12 protein-coding genes are annotated in these 18,114 nt (G+C 60.2%); 6 read left to right on the top strand and 6 right to left on the bottom strand.

Features of this window, described 5'->3' with window-relative positions:
* Positions 1–95 precede the first annotated feature (95 nt).
* Both ACA065_RS18860 and ACA065_RS18865 read right to left on the bottom strand, forming a co-directional pair.
* Positions 96–5,429: an NEL-type E3 ubiquitin ligase domain-containing protein gene (locus ACA065_RS18860; RefSeq protein ID WP_497690997.1), complete on the bottom strand. Its 5,334-nt coding sequence runs from the start codon at positions 5,427–5,429 to the stop codon at positions 96–98.
* 67 nt (positions 5,430–5,496) lie between these two features.
* On the bottom strand, positions 5,497–7,125 hold the full coding sequence (locus tag ACA065_RS18865) for an AMP-binding protein (RefSeq protein ID WP_497690998.1): 1,629 nt from the start codon (positions 7,123–7,125) through the stop codon (positions 5,497–5,499).
* A gap of 150 nt (positions 7,126–7,275) precedes the next feature.
* On the opposite strand from ACA065_RS18865, the gene ACA065_RS18870 reads away from it, so the two are divergent.
* Genes ACA065_RS18870 through ACA065_RS18885 form a run of 4 tightly spaced genes read left to right on the top strand, consistent with a single transcriptional unit; the run spans position 7,276 to position 12,801 of the window.
* A complete protein-coding gene (locus ACA065_RS18870) occupies positions 7,276–8,439 on the top strand; it encodes an isovaleryl-CoA dehydrogenase (protein ID WP_497690999.1) in 1,164 nt (387 codons plus the stop codon).
* Positions 8,440–8,450: 11 nt separating this feature from the next.
* Complete coding sequence (locus tag ACA065_RS18875; protein ID WP_497691000.1) at positions 8,451–10,058, top strand: carboxyl transferase domain-containing protein; 1,608 nt, start codon at positions 8,451–8,453, stop codon at positions 10,056–10,058.
* Positions 10,059–10,072: 14 nt separating this feature from the next.
* A complete protein-coding gene (locus tag ACA065_RS18880; protein WP_497691001.1) occupies positions 10,073–10,879 on the top strand; it encodes a gamma-carboxygeranoyl-CoA hydratase in 807 nt (268 codons plus the stop codon).
* Positions 10,876–12,801, top strand: coding sequence for an acetyl/propionyl/methylcrotonyl-CoA carboxylase subunit alpha (locus ACA065_RS18885; protein ID WP_497691002.1), 1,926 nt, complete (start codon positions 10,876–10,878; stop codon positions 12,799–12,801). The genes ACA065_RS18880 and ACA065_RS18885 overlap by 4 nt, the downstream gene beginning before the upstream one ends.
* Here the strand turns inward: ACA065_RS18885 and ACA065_RS18890 are convergent.
* Positions 12,798–13,433 carry a LexA family protein gene (locus ACA065_RS18890; RefSeq protein WP_497691003.1) on the bottom strand — a complete coding sequence of 212 codons (636 nt, stop codon included), beginning with the start codon at positions 13,431–13,433 and terminating at the stop codon, positions 12,798–12,800. The two genes, ACA065_RS18885 and ACA065_RS18890, sit on opposite strands and share 4 nt — an antisense overlap.
* 130 nt (positions 13,434–13,563) lie before the next feature.
* Between ACA065_RS18890 and ACA065_RS18895 the strand changes: the two genes are divergently transcribed.
* Entirely contained in the window at positions 13,564–13,914 is a 351-nt protein-coding gene (locus tag ACA065_RS18895; RefSeq protein WP_497691004.1) for a DUF6124 family protein, read from the top strand.
* A gap of 464 nt (positions 13,915–14,378) precedes the next feature.
* Complete coding sequence (locus ACA065_RS18900) at positions 14,379–15,530, top strand: M14 family metallopeptidase (RefSeq protein ID WP_497691005.1); 1,152 nt, start codon at positions 14,379–14,381, stop codon at positions 15,528–15,530.
* 54 nt (positions 15,531–15,584) lie between these two features.
* Here the strand turns inward: ACA065_RS18900 and ACA065_RS18905 are convergent, their stop codons facing one another.
* From ACA065_RS18905 to ACA065_RS18915, 3 genes are all read right to left on the bottom strand, one after another.
* Positions 15,585–16,124 (bottom strand): cytochrome b, encoded by a 540-nt coding sequence (locus tag ACA065_RS18905; protein ID WP_497691006.1) that lies wholly within the window; start codon positions 16,122–16,124, stop codon positions 15,585–15,587.
* On the bottom strand, positions 16,121–17,203 hold the full coding sequence (locus tag ACA065_RS18910) for a catalase family peroxidase (protein ID WP_497691007.1): 1,083 nt from the start codon (positions 17,201–17,203) through the stop codon (positions 16,121–16,123). The genes ACA065_RS18905 and ACA065_RS18910 overlap by 4 nt, the downstream gene beginning before the upstream one ends.
* A 111-nt stretch (positions 17,204–17,314) precedes the next feature.
* Positions 17,315–18,079 carry an enoyl-CoA hydratase-related protein gene (locus tag ACA065_RS18915; protein ID WP_497691008.1) on the bottom strand — a complete coding sequence of 255 codons (765 nt, stop codon included), beginning with the start codon at positions 18,077–18,079 and terminating at the stop codon, positions 17,315–17,317.
* Positions 18,080–18,114 lie beyond the last annotated feature (35 nt).

Here is an 18,114-nt window from a genome sequence, read left to right on the forward strand (position 1 = left end):
CAACAATAGACCGCCCCTCAATAATAAAAAAAGAGCACGCAACGACAAATTAAAGGGGACCCTCGGGTCCCCTTTGTGCTTCCTGACGCACAGGTTCAGAGGGGCACGGGTCGGTCCAGTATTGATTGCGTAACCGACTCCAGAGCCCGCTTTTCCTCTATCGCCCAACGCTCTCCCAACGCAACGCGTTGCGTGGATAGGAAGTTGACGTGCGGCAAACCCGAAGGCCCGACAATCTGCGGGCGCTCCAAATCAAAAAGCCTCATGACGACTTCCAACGCCTCGTTGATATCCTCCAGATGCGAGCTACGCGCCTGCGCGTTCTCGGTTCCGTAATAGTCCCCGAGGCTAATTTCGAGGTCATCCAGCGCCGACGATTTCTCTTGAAGCAACTCTTTGGTTGTACTGAAGCGTTGCTCAATGTCTTTGGAATAGAGACTCCTCAGGTGATTCTCCCAGAAGGTTTCTTCCACTAAAAAACGCGCGAGCGCGCCCGGCACGGTTTCCTTCGCCAGGACGGTATCGCCGGCTTCGCGGATAAGCGTTGCACTGACCGGGTAATGGTCCCCATACGCAATGAGGCGCGGCTGAAGCGGTAGCTTGAGCCTATCGGCCAGGGAGGTTCGATAAACCAGGTCCACCTCGATACCTTCACTGAAAGGCGCTCTGTGCCAATCCACGACACCTGCCGTGTTCGCAATTTCGCGTGCCTCGCGCTCGGCGTTACCGGCAGCCTGGAGCCCGGCCGCCCCCAACTCTGCGGCGGCTTGCGCGGTATCTGCAGCCGCTGTTGCCGCCCGTGCGGCCTCGGCCAAATCAGTGGCGTTGGGCAAGCCTTGTTCGCCAGCGGCCGTCGCAGCCTTCATCACCGCATCAGCAGCGGCACGTGCGTGTAACGCCGATTCGCGCGCCGCAATATCAGCGCTGACCAGTTTATCCAGCTCTACCAGGCGAAAATGGCCTCTGCCCAGCGCTATCAAACTCGGTTCAACCTGCACAGTACCCGCGTCAAGCCCGGCTTTATGAATCCGCGCCTGAAGACACAGCTTGAACAACACATCGGTGCGTTGGTCCGTACAGGTCCCAGGGGCATCGACCTCCTGGAAAATGTCCCGCCGCAGCGCCTCATCATCCGACACATCCTTTATCAGCTCCCAGACTTGCTCAGCGAGTCCAGTACGCGCACTCGCTGCCTTGTAAGTCGCTGAACGGGTCATATCCGTAATCAACTGAAAAAAGGCATCAGACCCAGGCTCCACCCGAAGGTCCTGCCATCGCTGTCTCAGTTGTATTTCTTGAGCGGCTGGCATTTCATTAAGCCAAGTCAACAAAGCAATGTTCTCAGTGACAGAGCGCGTAGGCGCCCTGTCGAGCAATGCCACACCGCTACGCAGTCGATAGGCTGCAATTCGATCCAGGGTGTTCTGCGACAACTGTGGATTCTCACCCAACGTTGTCCCCCTGTTCTGCGCCTCTGTGCGCTGAAAGAGCGTGTCAGGCAGCTCCACCAGCAGGTTTCTACGCAAGTCCAGACGCCCTAACCCTCGAAGCTCCAGCGCTCCAACGGGCACATCGCTCAAATTGCAATTGCCCAGGTAGAGTTGATCCAACCCTTGCATAGCGCTTACGTCCGGCGCCAGCAACAGTGGGTTGTTCGCCAGTGAGAGCACCCGCAACTGGTTCAAGCGCGCCAACGCCGCCACGCTGTCCTCGGTCAACTGCAGCTGGTTGGCCTCCAGGTACAACTGGGTGAGCCCGCTCATGCTGCCAATAATCTTCGGCAGGCGTGTCAGGCGGTTTCCATTTAAAACCAGGTGGCGTAGCCCCTTGAAGGAACCCAGAAACTCCCCGACGTTATCGGACAGCCCCATGCGCAGTAGAGACAGTCTCGATACATGTGGCATTTCAACCGTCAGCGTCGGCAAGTCTTCGACAAACCAGTCGCTGAGGTTCAAGGCGTAACCGGTCACTTCCCCCGCATTATTGTGAACACGCTCGGTACGTCGCTGCCAGCACGCCTTGATCCGCTCTGCCACTTTCAACTTATTCGGGTGAGTACCTGCCCATTGCTTCAAGTCCTCGCTCAATCGGTCGAACTCGACCTCCATCCGGCGAACCTCCTTGAGCATGAAGGCGTCCCCCTGCCCCTTGACGTTCAGGTATTCCTCTATTTGCTCCAGCGTCGAACCGGGATAGAGCCTGTGAGCTTCGAAGCGGCATTGGAACGCACGCGTTGACGGCACTGCCGCGCTGTAACCCGGCGCACCGTGGGCCAATGCCATCGGCGATTGATGGTCCTGCCTGACGGCAGGCATATCGAGGGTGCTGCGTAATTCGTCAGGGTTGAGCGCCCGTTGCTGCAAGGCTCGGCGCAAATTCGTCCAGCGCGTGTCCACAGGGAAAACCATGACCTCTGCATCTGGCGTGGGCACCATTCTAAACAGTGTCTCGTAGAACCTTTCAGTGGAATAGGTGTGCATTGCACTCCCTACTTCACCATCAGCATGTTTGACGTAGACATTGGGCCAATCGGCCTTAGGCGGCCCGATGCTGTCCAACAGCGGCCCTCTGGGCGAACCGTCACGCAACTCGACACGCAGCGTGTCCGGCCACCCCGGCATATTTTTAAGGGTGTGCAGGGCGAGACGCGCCATGTCTTCGCTGGTCTTTTCATACAAGAAGAGGCCATCGTAGGCGCGTTGCAGCCGAAACGCGTCCAGGTATTCGCGTGCCTCTTGCGAAAGCTGCAACGGAGGGCGTTTTGTCGTACTCAGTTGCCGGCGTTGAGTCTCATCCATATGTTCCAGCAATTGCTCTACCGCACCTGCAGGCAACGTGGGAAACGCCTCCTGCACCCACCGCGCAGGCTCGTCCGGGCTCTGCGGTAGGGCATCCAACAACTCATCACGCCTGTATCGGGCGGCCAGTACCAGTCGCAGGCGCAACCTCGACAGGGTCGCGCCGGGATCGCGCGGGCGCTGCAACAGTTTGCTCAGCTCTTGTGCGTAACTGCCCAAGGACGGATTTTTACGCTGCCCTTCGCGCAGCCGGGCTTCCTGGACATCCTCCCCCAACAAGACCTTCAACTGTTCGTCGTTCAGCTCCGCGACCACCGTGTCGAGCAACTGCCCGCTGTACAACGCCTGCTCGCTGATCGCGACTTGGGCCAGCGCGTGGGAACCGGCGGGCGCCTGATAGATCGTATTGCCTTGTTCGGTGCCGATGACACTCAGGCCTCTGGATGATGGCCAGATTTTTTCGTGGGTCATCAGTTCCAACTGCAGGTCAGGATCTGCCTGGCTGTAGACCGCGGGGTCGCGGCTGAGCATCTGTTCAATAAAGCTGCCGTAACGACGATCATTTTGAAAACGTCGGATGCTCTCGGCCAATAGCGGTGGCGGTGGCGCCAGGTCGATATACATCTTGCGCAACTGATCTTCCTGAATGCCGCTGACTTGGTAAACCTGCTCTAACTGCTCGTCGCTGAGCCCGTCCACCGCAGGGCCGATACGCCGCATAAGCGTGCGCCGGTCCCAACTCAGCGGTTGTTCGAATTCGTGTACCCAGGCGCCCCTGCCGTTATGCGTGGCGCGTGGCGCATAGCGGCGCGAATCGCTGGGGTGGCGCAGGGTGAACGCGTCATCTGCACCCGCCATTTCGTAAAAACGCCCCTCCTGCGCCGGCAGGTAGCGTTTACCGGCATGGGCATACAACCCCATGGAATCCGGGCGCGCACCCGGCGGTAACACCACGGCTTGTTGATAATCGTCCAAGCTCGGTCTCGCCAGGCGTGTTTTCCCTTGCGGGGAAACTACATGCACCCAGCCTTTGACATACTCGGATTCACTGATGACCGGAATCAGCTTGTGCCCGGCAGCCACAAACGCCAGGTTCAGCACGATCCCCGATACGTGGGCCCACGCCTCTTTCGTATCACCTGCGCGAATGGTGGAAACGGTCTCCTCAAGCTCATACATCATTTGGATGGCACCGACCATCATCATCAAAGGGCCTAACCCCGGCACAACGAATGAGGCCAGATTGAAGACATCCAGCGCCGCACTGCCGACGGCCTGCAACCATTTGCGCTGGGCGCGCGTGTCTTGATCAGCGGTGGACACCACCAAGGCCTTGGCGTTATTGCGGATCAGGGTGAGTTTCTGCTGCGCCCAGGCGTACCAATCGACGTAGTACGTTGTTTCGAATAACCGAGGCCGGTGGTGCCCTGCCGTGCTATCCAACGTGAAGTCGTCCTGGGTCTCATGCGTGTCGTAAGGATCGAGGAAGCGTTTGACCGCGGTAAAAAACTCGTTCTGGTGCTCCACCGGGATAAATTGACTAAAAAACACCCGGTACTTGAATGAACAAAGGCGTTTGGCCAAATCATCGGCCACTTTCCACAGCGAGGTGTATTCCAGCAGCGGGGTGTCGGGGTCGCCTGGCACGTAAAGCACGAAGTTCTCACTGCGCGGGGCCTCGGTGTAAAACAACATGACCTGCCTGGTTTGGACACCCTCGATTGTCGGCGTGGAACACAGCATATCAAGGCCTCTCCAGGTCACGACCTTGCGCCCCAGGCGATACGCGGAGTAGTCCATAAGCATCTGGAAACTGTCGGCTTCGATCTGTTTACGCGCCAGCGCGATCCGGGCCTGCGCCTCCAATTGTGCTTTTTGATAAGTGACCAGTTCCCCAAGCATTGCCGTGGCTGCAGCGCCTGTTTCGGTGCCCGGTTTATCAACGGGTACCAGCACTGAATTGACATGCGCCTGGTACTGCTTACCCAGATCAAGGCTGCGACAAAGCTGCGCAAACCGATAGGCCGGCAGCGTCAGCTCAAGCTGTTTGACGGCAAATTCGGTCGGCAATATGTCGCCTTTGCCCTGGAAGTCGAACCGAGTGATCAGCTGGCAATCGTCGCATGGCCCTTTTAGCGCTTCGCTAGCAGAGAAGTTACCCATGGCGGCCTCCAGCAGCGTGATACCGGAGTAGTAATAGTCCCTTGGCCCGCCCACGCCTGTGGCAAACGCAAATGCCCCTCCCAGGTCGCTGCGCTCTTCGCGACCGTTGTCATAGTAGAACTTGCGCGCGTAAAAGGTTCTTCGTACATCCAAATCAAGATTGAGCTGGTTTTTTATCGCCTTGACCAATAACGGCTCGACAAACTCGACGCTGTCCTTGAGCCCATCAAACACCCGATCAATCGCATTCAACGCAGCCCAACCGTCGGCATGGGCTGCATGGAGGGTTTCACGCGAAAAGGTATCGGCGGTGAGGTAAAAGTCCGGCACTTCAAGTGCCAATTCAGCCAATTCGCGCTTGCGGCGCAGCGAAGAATCGGCATACCAATCAGGGATGTGCTCCCTGATCGGACCGGCGTGAATACTGTGTACGTCTACACGTGCGTTGACGCTGTCTATATCGGCCATATCAGGTCCAAAGAGGGTTATCAAAGGACCAATTTAAAGTGCTGCCTTTGTGCCGGGGGCTAAGTAGTTAACGCCTCAGTTCTTCGATGCTGATTTCGCGCATGCGAAATTTCTGGATCTTGCCCGTCACCGTCATCGGAAACTCATTCACGAACTTGAAATGCTTGGGCATCTTGAAGTGTGCAATGCGGCCCTTGCACCAGGTTTGCAACTCCAACTCGTTGGCCACATGGCCGGGATGGAACTTGACCCAGGCGACGATCTCTTCACCGTAACGCTCATCCGGGATGCCGATAATTTGCACGTCTGCCACCGCCGGGTGGGTGAAGAAAAACTCTTCCAGCTCGCGCGGGTACACGTTTTCACCCCCGCGAATAATCATGTCTTTGTTACGCCCGGCGATGCACACATAGCCGTGCTCGTCCATGGTCGCCAGGTCGCCGGTGTGCATCCAGCCGGCCTCATCGATGGCGTCGCGGGTGCCGTCGGGGTTGTTCCAGTAGCCGAGCATTACGCTGTAGCCACGGGTGCACAATTCGCCGATTTGACCGCGCTCAACCGTATTGCCGTCGGTGTCGATGATCTTGTTTTCCAGCTGCGGCTGGGTACGGCCGACGGTGGTGACGCGGCGTTCCAGGTCGTCATTGGCGCCGGTCTGCAGCGACACCGGGCTGGTTTCGGTCATGCCGTAGGCGATCTGCACCTCGCCCATGTGCAACTCGCTGATCACGCGGCGCATCACCTCGATGGGGCACGTGGCGCCGGCCATGATACCGGTGCGCAAGCTGGCCAGGTCAAACTCGCCCCGGCGTGGGTGATCGAGCAAGGCGATAAACATAGTGGGCACACCGTACAGCCCGGTGGCGCACTCTTCGGCGACGGCGCTTAAGGTCAGCAGCGGGTCGAAGCCGTCATTGGGGTAGATCATGGTGGTGCCATGCGTGATACAGCCGAGGTTGCCCATGACCATGCCGAAGCAGTGATACAGCGGCACCGGAATCACCAGGCGGTCCTGCGCGGTGAGGCCCAGGCTTTCGCCGACCATGTAACCGTTATTGAGAATGTTGTGGTGACTGAGGGTGGCGCCCTTGGGGAAACCGGTGGTGCCGGAGGTGTACTGGATGTTGACGGCTTGATCGAAGTGCAGGCTGGCCTGGCGTGTGTGCAGCTGTTCGGGCGGCACGCCTGCGCCGAGGGCTGCCAGCTGCGACCAGGGCAAAAATTCGCGCGGCGGGCTGGGGTCGAGGCTGATTATTGCGCGCAGGTCCGGTTGCAGTTCCTGCAGCATGGCGTGGTAATCGGAGCCCTTGAACGACCCGGCGCACACCAGCCATTGGCAACCGGATTGTTTGAGCACGTAGTCCAATTCACTGCTGCGGTAGGCCGGGTTGATATTGACCAGGATCACGCCAAGCTTGGCGCTGGCAATTTGGCTGATGCACCACTCGGCGCAATTGGGTGCCCAGATGCCCAGGCGGTCGCCGGTTTGCATGCCCAAGGCCAGGAACGCACGGGCGTGCAGATCAACCGTCTCGGCCAGTTGCCGCCAGGTGTAGCGGCGCTGCTGATGGCGCACTACCAAGGCTTCGCCATCGGCATATTGCGCGACAGTTTGGTCAAAGGCTTGGCCAATGGTCATGGCCAGCAGGGCCTTGTCCTGAGCGCCACGGCTGTAGCTCTGATTGGGTTGATGCATAACGACCCCTGTTGTCTTTTTTGTAGGTTGACGTAAACGTAAACTACGATTGACAGCGCCGTAACGCAAGCTTACGTTAACGTAAAGGTGAGCGCCCTTCCCTGGCGCGTTTTCCACACAACAACAAAGCTCACATTAAGGTGCCTGTCCATGAGTTACCCGTCCCTGAACTTCGCCCTCGGCGAAACCATCGACATGCTGCGCGACCAGGTGCAGTCCTTCGTGGCCAAGGAAATCGCGCCCCGCGCGGCTCAAATCGACAGTGACAACCTGTTCCCCGCCGATATGTGGGGCAAGTTCGGTGACATGGGCTTGCTCGGCATCACGGTGCCGGAAGAGTACGGCGGCGCCGGCCTCGGCTACCTGGCCCACGTGGTCGCCATCGAAGAAATCAGCCGCGGTTCGGCCTCGGTAGGTTTGTCTTACGGCGCCCACTCCAACCTCTGCGTGAACCAGATCAACCGCAACGGCAGCCACGAACAGAAGCTCAAGTACTTGCCAAAGCTGATCAGCGGCGAACACATCGGCGCCCTCGCCATGAGCGAACCGAACGCCGGCTCCGACGTGGTCTCAATGAAACTGCGCGCCGACAAACGCGGCGACCACTATGTGCTCAACGGCAGCAAGACCTGGATCACCAACGGCCCCGACGCCAACACTTACGTGATCTACGCCAAGACCGACCTGGAAAAAGGCGCTCACGGCATCACCGCGTTTATCGTCGAGCGCGACTGGAAAGGCTTCAGTCGCGGCAACAAGTTCGACAAGTTGGGCATGCGCGGCTCCAACACCTGCGAGCTGTTTTTCGATGACGTTGAAGTGCCCGAAGCCAACATCCTTGGCGCCTTGAATGGCGGCGTGAAAGTGCTGATGAGCGGCCTCGATTACGAACGGGTGGTGCTGGCGGGCGGCCCGATCGGCATCATGCAGGCGTGCATGGACCTGATCGTGCCGTACATCCACGACCGTAAGCAGTTCGGCCAGAGCATCGGCGAATTCCAGCTGATCCAGGGCAAGGTTGCCGACATGTACACCCAACTCAACGCCTGCCGCGCTTACCTCTACGCGGTGGCGCAGGCTTGCGAGCGCGGCGAAACCACGCGCAAGGATGCGGCCGGGGTCATCCTGTTCAGCTCCGAGCGCGCCACGCAAATGGCCCTCGACGCGATCCAGATTCTGGGCGGCAACGGCTACATCAACGAATTCCCCGCCGGACGCCTGCTGCGTGATGCCAAGCTGTACGAGATCGGCGCCGGCACCAGTGAGATTCGGCGGATGTTGATCGGTCGCGAACTCTTCAACGAAACCCGCTGAGGAGCGCGCCCATGGCCACCTTGCACACCCAGCTCAACCCGCGCTCGGCGGAATTTGCCGACAACAGCGCGGCGATGCGCCTACAGGTCGACGCCCTGCACTGCCTGCTCGCCCAGGTGCAGCAAGGCGGCGGCGCCAAGGCCCAGGAGCGGCACACCTCGCGTGGCAAACTGCTGCCTCGCGAGCGCATCAATCGCTTGCTCGACCCCGGTTCACCGTTCCTTGAGCTCAGCCAACTGGCCGCGCATCAGGTGTATGGCGAAGAAGTGCCCGCTGCCGGGGTGATTGCCGGGATCGGCCGGGTCGAAGGCGTGGAGTGCATGATTGTCGCCAACGACGCCACTGTGAAAGGCGGCTCCTACTACCCGCTCACGGTGAAAAAACACCTGCGCGCCCAGACCATCGCCGAGCAGAACCGTCTGCCGTGCATCTACCTGGTCGACTCCGGTGGCGCCAACCTGCCGCGTCAGGATGAAGTATTTCCCGACCGCGAGCACTTCGGGCGGATCTTCTTCAACCAAGCCAACATGAGCGCCCAAGGCATCCCGCAGATCGCCGTGGTGATGGGCTCGTGCACCGCTGGTGGCGCGTATGTGCCGGCCATGGCCGACGAAGCGATCATGGTGCGCCAGCAGGCGACCATCTTCCTCGCCGGCCCACCGCTGGTGAAAGCGGCGACCGGCGAAGTGGTCAGTGCCGAAGACCTCGGCGGCGCCGACGTGCACTGCAAGATCTCTGGTGTGGCCGACCACTATGCCGACAGCGATGAACACGCCCTGGCCCTGGCCCGGCGCAGCGTGGCCAACCTCAACTGGCGCAAACAGGGCGAGCTGCTGCAGCGCACGCCGGTGGTGCCGCTGTACAGCAGCGAAGAGCTTTACGGGGTGATCCCGGCCGACGCCAAACAGCCCTTCGATGTGCGCGAAGTGATCGCGCGGCTGGTCGACGGTTCGGTGTTCGATGAGTTCAAAGCGCTGTTTGGCACCACGCTGGTGTGTGGTTTTGCGCACCTGCACGGCTACCCGATTGCGATCCTGGCCAACAACGGCATTCTGTTCGCTGAAGCCGCGCAAAAAGGCGCGCACTTTATCGAGCTGGCCTGTCAACGCGGGATTCCCCTGCTGTTCCTGCAGAACATCACCGGCTTTATGGTCGGCCAGAAGTACGAGGCCGGCGGCATCGCCAAGCATGGCGCCAAACTGGTCACGGCGGTGGCCTGCGCCAAGGTGCCGAAATTCACGGTCATCATTGGTGGCAGTTTTGGTGCCGGTAACTACGGCATGTGCGGCCGGGCCTATGACCCGCGCTTCCTGTGGATGTGGCCAAACGCGCGCATCGGCGTGATGGGCGCCGAACAAGCGGCCGGCGTGCTGGTGCAGGTCAAGCGTGAACAAGCCGAACGCGCGGGCACCAGCTTGCGCGCCGAGGAAGAAGCGGCGATCAAGCAGCCGATCCTCGACCAATATGAAACCCAGGGCCACCCCTACTACTCCAGCGCGCGCTTGTGGGATGACGGTGTCATCGACCCGCAGCAAACCCGTGAGGTGCTGGCCCTGGCCTTGTCCGCTTCGCTGAACGCCCCCATCGAGCCGACCCGCTTCGGCGTGTTCCGCATGTAAATGGAGCTGTACCCATGAGCGATTTCAACACCCTCGAACTGATCACCGACAGCCGTGGTTTTGCCACGCTGTGGCTCAGTCGCGAAGCCAAGAACAACGCGTTCAACGCCGAAATGATCCGCGAGCTGATCATTGCCCTCGACCACGTGCAGGGCGATCCAGCCCTGCGTTTCCTGGTGCTGCGCGGGCGCGGCAAGCACTTCAGTGCCGGTGCAGACCTGGCCTGGATGCAGCAATCGGCCGAGCTGGACTACCACACCAACCTGGACGACGCGCGCGAACTGGCGGAGCTGATGTACAACCTGGCCAAGCTGAAAATCCCGACCCTGGCGGTGGTGCAAGGTGCCGCCTACGGTGGCGCGCTGGGCTTGATCAGTTGCTGCGACATGGCGATTGGCGCGGATGATGCACAGTTCTGCTTGTCAGAAGTGCGCATCGGCCTGGCCCCGGCGGTGATCAGCCCGTTCGTGGTGCAGGCCATCGGCGAACGCGCGGCGCGGCGTTATGCGCTGACCGCCGAACGCTTTGGCGGCCAACGTGCGCGCGACATCGGCCTGCTGGCGGAAAGTTACCCGGCCGGCGAGCTGGACCAACAGATCGAAAACTGGGTGGCCAACCTGCTGCTCAACAGCCCGGCGGCAATGCGCGCCAGCAAGGACCTGCTGCGTGAAGTGGGCAACGGCGCCCTCACCCCGGCCCTACGGCGCTATTGCGAAAACGCCATTGCGCGGATTCGCGTCAGCGCCGAGGGCCAGGAGGGCTTGCGCTCGTTCCTGCAAAAACGCCCGCCCAGCTGGCAAGCGCAGGAGCCGCGTTCATGAGCACACTGACCACCGTACTGGTGGCCAACCGCGGCGAAATTGCCTGCCGGGTAATGCGCACGGCCAAGGCCATGGGCCTGACCACGGTGGCCGTACACAGCGCCACCGACCGCGATGCACGCCACAGCCGCGAGGCCGACATTCGAGTCGACTTGGGCGGCAGCAAGGCCACTGACAGTTACCTGCAGATCGACAAGCTGATTGCCGCCGCCCAGGCCAGCGGCGCCCAGGCGATCCATCCGGGCTATGGTTTTCTGTCCGAAAACGCCGGCTTCGCGCGCGCGATTGAAGCGGCGGGCCTGATATTCCTCGGCCCGCCCGCCTCGGCCATCGATGCCATGGGCAGCAAATCAGCCGCCAAGGCGTTGATGGAAACCGCCGGCGTGCCACTGGTGCCGGGTTATCACGGCGAAGCCCAGGACCTGGACACCTTCCGCGACGCCTGCGAACGTATCGGCTACCCGGTGCTGCTCAAGGCCACCGCAGGTGGCGGCGGCAAAGGCATGAAGGTCGTCGAAGACGTCAGCCAACTGGCCGAAGCCTTGGCGTCGGCCCAGCGTGAGGCGCTGTCGTCCTTCGGCAATGGGCAGATGCTGGTGGAAAAGTACCTGCTTAAGCCGCGCCATGTGGAGATCCAGGTGTTCGCCGACCAGCACGGCCACTGCCTGTACCTCAATGAGCGCGATTGCTCGATTCAGCGTCGTCACCAAAAGGTCGTGGAAGAAGCGCCGGCGCCGGGCTTGAGTATTGAGCAGCGCAAAGCCATGGGCGAGGCCGCTGTGCGCGCGGCCCAGGCCATCGGTTATGTGGGGGCGGGCACGGTGGAGTTCTTGCTGGACGCGCGTGGCGAGTTTTTCTTCATGGAGATGAACACGCGCCTGCAAGTCGAGCATCCGGTGACCGAGGCGATCACCGGCCTCGACCTGGTGGCCTGGCAGATTCGTGTCGCCCAGGGTGAGCCCCTGCCGATCACACAAGAACAGGTGCCGTTGATCGGGCATGCGATTGAAGTGCGCTTGTATGCCGAAGACCCGGCCAATGATTTCCTGCCGGCCACCGGGCACTTGGCGCTGTACCGCGAATCTGCGCCAGGCCCGGGGCGCCGCGTGGACAGCGGCGTAGCACAAGGCGACAACGTCTCGCCGTTCTACGACCCGATGCTCGGCAAGCTGATTGCCTGGGGCGAAGACCGGGAACAGGCGCGCCTGCGGTTGTTGAGCATGCTTGATGAGTTTGCCGTCGGCGGGCTCAAGACCAACCTGGGCTTTTTACGGCGGATCATCGGCCATCCGGCGTTTGCGGCAGCGCAGCTGGATACCGGATTCATTCCGCGCTACCAGGACGACCTGCTGCCGGTGCCGGGTGTGTTGAGTGATGAGTTCTGGCAGGCGGCGGGCGCGGCGTTTATGCAAAGTTTGCCCGCTGGGCTTGGCCCGTGGGCAGATACGCGGGGTTTTCGTGCGGGGTTGCCCGCCGAGGTGTCAGTGCATTTGAGCTGCAATGGGCAGGATCGGCTGGTGAGGTTGGATGGCGCCAGCGCGCAGTGGCGGGACGAGCAACTGTTGATCGAACACAATGGCGTGCGCCGCGCTCATCTGGCAGTGCGCAGCGAAAGCTGTGTGTACGTGCGTTGGCACGGCGAGATGCACGCTGTCAGCCTGTTTGACCCGATTGCAGCCGTCGAGGCAAGTCAATCCCATCAGGGTGGCCTCACGGCGCCCATGAACGGCAGCATCGTGCGGGTGCTGGTGGCGGTCGGCCAGGCAGTCGAGGCCGGTGCGCAACTGGTGGTGCTTGAAGCGATGAAGATGGAGCACAGCATCCGCGCGCCCCAGGCCGGGGTGGTCAAGGCGCTGTTTTGCCAGGAAGGCGAAATGGTTGCCGAAGGCAGTGCCTTGGTCGAGCTGGAAACGGCAGACTAAAACTTCGCGGTGGCTTGCACGACAACGCCGAGAACCCGGCAATCGTCGGTGAACAGCAGCTTGGGATAAGTAGGATTGAGCGGCACCAGGTAAAGCTGGCCGCTCTCTTCCATCAACTGGCGAAAGGTCGCCTGGCTGCTGTCGGCCCATTGGGCGACCACCAGTTTACCGGGTTCGGCATCGATGGCCGGGTCTACCAGGATCATCATGCCTGCGCCGATGCTCAGGCCGCTGGGAGCGGTCATGGCGTCTCCCGTCACCGGCAGCCAGAAGGCTTCGCCACGGGCGTGGTAATCGGTCAGCTCGAAACGCGGGGCACCGTAGACGGGGCGGTCTTCACGTATTTCGCAGACGCCTTTCCAATCGCTGACCGGGTAGCGGAAGTACGGGTTGTAGTGTTGCTCCAGGGCAGGCGCTTCTTCGGCTTTCTGGCGAATTTCCAGCGCGACTTCCAGATACCCCAGCCCTAACTCGGCAAGCACCCGATTCATGTCCGCCAGGCTTGGCACGCGGCGTTTGTTGAGCCAATGGCCGACACCGCCCTGGGACATGCCCAAGCGTTCGGCCAGTTCATCCTGCGTGACCTTGCGGTCTTTCATGTTGGCTTTGACCAACGCAATCCAGTTATCCATGAGGCCAGACAATACGTTGCGTATTCGGCACGACAATAAACAGTTTGTAGTAATCCATCAAATGACATAAATACGATTCGTACTATTATCCAGGGCAGGTTTTCGACATCCACTCAGAGTACCCACCCTCATGACGACCCGCCCGTATCACCTGCCCGGCACACCCGAAACCGACGAACTGTTGGTGATGCGCAACAGCGGCGCCGCCCAGCGCGCACTCGACTATTACTTGAAAGAGGATGTGTCGCCGCCGCTCGCGGACGACTCTTTTTTCGACATCAAGCCCGGCATCAGCCATGAAGACGCACTGGTCCACGCTTCCGACTTATTGCGCAGCGCGGCGGCGGCAGCCTACGAATCGGCAAGCAGCCGTCAGGGCAACGGGCGGGATCTGGCGTTTTCAGTGGTGTATTTGATTGATATGGCGAAGGCGATGGTGGAGCAGACGTTGCAGGCGCCAGCGGGCCAGGCAAACATATAACAGGCAGGCAGCAAAAATATTTCTATCTCACGGATAAAAACATTTGACTTGCAAATGATAATGATTATTATTGGGCTCAGCTGATCGCGAGATCAGTCGATAGACCAAGGGACCTTAGGTCGGACTCTTGGAATATCTCCTCATCAGGCTAATCACGGTTTTTGACCCGGCTCTTTGGCCGGGTCTTTTTTTTGCCAGTTTCCCTGGCATGGCTTCAGGCTAATGAAGACTGTGTGTTGCTCGATGGCGCGCATGGTAGCAAATGACCATCGCGAAAAGAAAGCCGAACGAACGCTCTATCCCGGATCTTTGCGAAATAGCGCTTGAGAATCAATCTCATAGATTCTAAGCTGCTGCGGCGTCAAGGATGACGCCCCCTCCCCTCTGCAACAATTTTGCATCAGAATTTATCCTCAGTCCTTGTAAGATATCCGCCACAACTCTCATATTCAGGCAACCAGACTATGACCGTGGCCTTGACCTCCATCAAGATCAGCACCGACTTCGACAGCGGCAATATCCAGGTCCTGGATGCCAGCGATGCCTATCAGTTGTTGCTGGCGATCAAACCGGATACCCGCAGCGCGCATTTCCAATGGTTCCACTTCAAGGCCGAAGGCATGCACGTGGGCCACACCCACACGTTTCGCCTGAGCAATGCGAGTCAGTCCTCCTACAAAAACGCGTGGAGCGGCTACAACGCGGTGGCGTCCTATGACCATATCAACTGGTTCCGCGTGCCCACGCGGTTTGATGGCGAAACATTGCACATCAGCCTGGAAACCCGCGAGAAACACGCCTGGATCGCCTACTTCGAGCCCTACAGCCGGGAGCGCCACGACTGGCTGATTGACCAGGCCTTGAACCGGGCCGGCACCCAATTACTCGCTACGGGTAAAAGCGCCGAAGGCCGCGACATCCAACTGTTGCGCCGCGGCAAAGGTGGCGAAGGCCGACGCAACGTCTGGATCATCGCCCAACAACACCCCGGCGAACACATGGCCGAATGGTTCATGGAAGGCATTATCGAGCGCCTGCAACAGGACGGTGACACCGAGCTCAAAAAGCTCCTGTCCGTCGCCGACCTCTACCTGATACCCAACATGAACCCCGACGGGGCCTTCCATGGCCACTTGCGCACCAACGCTATGGGCCAGGACCTCAACCGTGCCTGGCAGAGCGCCAGCCAGCAGATCAGCCCGGAAGTGCTGTTTGCTCAGCAGCAAATGGAAAAGTACGGCGTAGACCTGTTCCTCGATATCCACGGCGACGAAGAAATCCCCTACGTGTTCACCGCCGGTTGTGAAGGCAACCCGGGCTATACCCCGCGCCTCGAAGCCCTGGAAAAACACTTCCGCAGCCACTTGAGTGCGTTGACGCGTGACTTCCAGACCACCCACGGTTACACCCGTGACCTGCCGGGCGAGGCCAACATGACGCTGGCCTGCAATGCGGTCGGTGAGAAGTACGATTGCCTGTCGCTGACCCTGGAGATGCCCTTCAAAGACAACGACGACGCGCCCAACCCGAAAACCGGTTGGTCTGGTGAGCGCTCCAAACAGCTGGGCAAGGACATCTTGAGCACCGTAGCCGATATCGTCGGCACCTTGCGCTGACTGCAGTTGTTGTTGTGGCGAGTGAGCTTGCCCGCTCGCCACAACAACCCGGCATCAGTGCTTGGTGCCGGTCATGCTTTGCAACACGCCATCGCGGCGAATCAGCCCGTGAAACAGCGCCGCCGCCAAGTGCAACAGCACCGTCAGAAACAGCAGATAAGCCAAATACCCATGCGCCTTGCGCAACACCGCAAACAACGGTGCATTGGCCCCCACCAGCGCTGGCAACTGCACGGAACTGCTGAGCATCACCGGGTCACCGGCTGCCGAAATCATCGCCCAGCCCAGCAACGGCAACACCAGCATCAACGCGTACAACAGCACATGAGACGCCTTGGCTGCCAACACTTGCCACAGTGGCAAATCGGCAGGCAGCGGCGGTTGCCGGGTGGAAAAACGCACCACCAACCGCACAATCACCAACGCCAATATCGCAATGCCCAGCGGCTTGTGCAGGTGGATCAGCCACTCATGGCGCTCCGACACTGACGCCACCATACCCGCACCAATAAACAACATGGCGATGATCATCAATGCCATCAGCCAATGCAGCAGGCGAGCCAGCGGCGCAAAAAACCGTGGTTGAACATTCATGGCTTCGACTCCTGAGGGGCGCTGTGCAGTGGGCTGACTTCACCGGCCCGGCGTACGTAAGAACTGGCATAGGCAGCCGAACGCGCAGCCAGCAGCGGGTCATTGGAGGCTTGAATACCATTGGGCAGAATCAGCGGGTCAAAGTTGATATCGCGGCAATCGCCGTCCGCTTGCGGCTGGCTGCTCTGCAGCACCAAAGTGCCGGCGTTCAGCACTTTGTGCTCGCCGGTCCAGGTTTTGCTCGCATCGTCCAACGGGTCGCCGGGGTTGGCCAGGGTCATGCTCAACTGCCAACGCAGAGGCCCGGAAGCCAAACGCTGCACCAGGTCTTTTTCGAGGAAGTCGCTGCCCGAGGGCGCGGTATCGCCCGCCGCATCCTGGCTTTGTGGCACCACGCCCCAACGCACCGCCTGGCGCTTGCCATCGGCGCTCACTAAATAAAACGCGTTGATGCCGTTGTAGGTTTCTGTCGCATAACTGGCCGACGGCTTGGCCGTCTTGACCCACGCCAGGAACGGCGCAGTTTCTGGATGCGCGGCAAAAAACGCCGGCATGCTCGCCGGGTTCGGCTTACCGGTGGCCGGGTCTGGCGCACCCGCCTTGAGCATCTGGTAAAACGCCTCAGGCGTGCCCACCGGGAACACCGGCATGCTGTTCATCCCCGTGCGCCATTGCTGGCCGTTGGCCTGGCTGAATTGCAGCGCAAAACTGCGGATCGGCACACTGCTGTCCGGCGCGTAAGGGTTGCCGCTGGGCAAGGCAAATCGACCGATTACCGGAGTTTTCGCCTCGCTGAACACCTGAGCACTGGAGTACGCACGTGCCTCGGGGCTGCTCTGGAAATAACCGGCCACACACACGCCCTTGGCATGGTTGCGGCGAAAGCCCGGGTGCAGGCCATTATTGGTTTCCAGGGCATTGACCAGGGTCTTGGGGCGCAGGCGCTGTGGGTCGAGCGTACCGTTGACGTAGGCAAACGCCCCGGCTACAACGGCAACCACAGCACCGATACCAGCGAGCCGTGCGATCAGGCTCGCCGTACTGAGCGGGGGACGGGGCGGTGATGAGTGATCTACCATGAAAAGCTCCAGCACAGAGGGAAAAGAGCTATGAGACGAATCCCACGCAGGTTTATTCCCCCTTCACTGTAGTTATTCTCACAGCAGATCGCGCATCTACCTTCTTTCTCCCTACAACTGATTGAACACAGCCTGGCGCTTGCTCAGAAAAGCATGCATGCCCTCCTGCTGATCGGGTGTCGCAAACAAGCCATGAAACAGCCGACGCTCAAGGCGTACACCGTCGTGCAAACCGACCTCCAAGGCCTGCCCCACGGCCTCACGCGCCGCCCGGGTGGCCATGCGCGAAAAGTCGGCAATCTGCGCCGCTACCGCCAGTGTCTCCTCCAGCAACGCCGCCGCCGGATAGACCCGCGACACCAGCCCCGCCTGCTCCGCTTCCCGGGCCATCATCGGCCGGCCGGTCAATACCAGATCCATGGCCTTGGCCTTGCCGATCAACCCCGTCAGCCGCTGGGTCGCGCCCATGCCCGGGATCACACCCAGCTTGATTTCCGGCTGGGCGAAGGTGGCAGTGTCGGCGGCAAAAATCATGTCGCACATCAGCGCCAGCTCACATCCTCCGCCGTACGCGTAACCGGCCACAGCAGCGATGGTGGGCGTACGCAGTTTTGTGAACGCCTCCCACCCGCAAAAATAATCTTCGTTGAGCATGTCCAGATACGACTTGCCGCTCATTTCCCTGATATCCGCCCCGGCGGCAAAATACTCGCCACTGCCGGTGACCACAAAACAACCGACTTGCGGGTCCTGGTCCAGGGCCGTCAAACAGGCGACAAGCTCCGTCATCAGCGCTGAGTTCAATGCGTTTTTTACGTCGGGGCGATTCAGGCGAACCAACACCACCCGACCGTGACGTTCAACTATTACATTCATAGGCACCTTCATAGATTGATGTACTGAACCCGCGT

This window comes from Pseudomonas sp. LBUM1640 (assembly GCF_059716225.1).

What these genes read in the sequence shown, in the direction of transcription:
- ACA065_RS18910 (WP_497691007.1), bottom strand. Translation starts at nt 17,203, where the DNA reads ATGGTAGATCACTCATCACCGCCCCGTCCCCCGCTCAGTACGGCGAGC.
- ACA065_RS18875 (WP_497691000.1), top strand. Translation starts at nt 8,451, where the DNA reads ATGGCCACCTTGCACACCCAGCTCAACCCGCGCTCGGCGGAATTTGCC.
- ACA065_RS18865 (WP_497690998.1), bottom strand. Translation starts at nt 7,125, where the DNA reads ATGCATCAACCCAATCAGAGCTACAGCCGTGGCGCTCAGGACAAGGCC.
- ACA065_RS18880 (WP_497691001.1), top strand. Translation starts at nt 10,073, where the DNA reads ATGAGCGATTTCAACACCCTCGAACTGATCACCGACAGCCGTGGTTTT.
- ACA065_RS18870 (WP_497690999.1), top strand. Translation starts at nt 7,276, where the DNA reads ATGAGTTACCCGTCCCTGAACTTCGCCCTCGGCGAAACCATCGACATG.
- ACA065_RS18890 (WP_497691003.1), bottom strand. Translation starts at nt 13,433, where the DNA reads ATGGATAACTGGATTGCGTTGGTCAAAGCCAACATGAAAGACCGCAAG.
- ACA065_RS18885 (WP_497691002.1), top strand. Translation starts at nt 10,876, where the DNA reads ATGAGCACACTGACCACCGTACTGGTGGCCAACCGCGGCGAAATTGCC.
- ACA065_RS18895 (WP_497691004.1), top strand. Translation starts at nt 13,564, where the DNA reads ATGACGACCCGCCCGTATCACCTGCCCGGCACACCCGAAACCGACGAA.
- ACA065_RS18905 (WP_497691006.1), bottom strand. Translation starts at nt 16,124, where the DNA reads ATGAATGTTCAACCACGGTTTTTTGCGCCGCTGGCTCGCCTGCTGCAT.
- ACA065_RS18860 (WP_497690997.1), bottom strand. Translation starts at nt 5,429, where the DNA reads ATGGCCGATATAGACAGCGTCAACGCACGTGTAGACGTACACAGTATT.
- ACA065_RS18915 (WP_497691008.1), bottom strand. Translation starts at nt 18,079, where the DNA reads ATGAATGTAATAGTTGAACGTCACGGTCGGGTGGTGTTGGTTCGCCTG.
- ACA065_RS18900 (WP_497691005.1), top strand. Translation starts at nt 14,379, where the DNA reads ATGACCGTGGCCTTGACCTCCATCAAGATCAGCACCGACTTCGACAGC.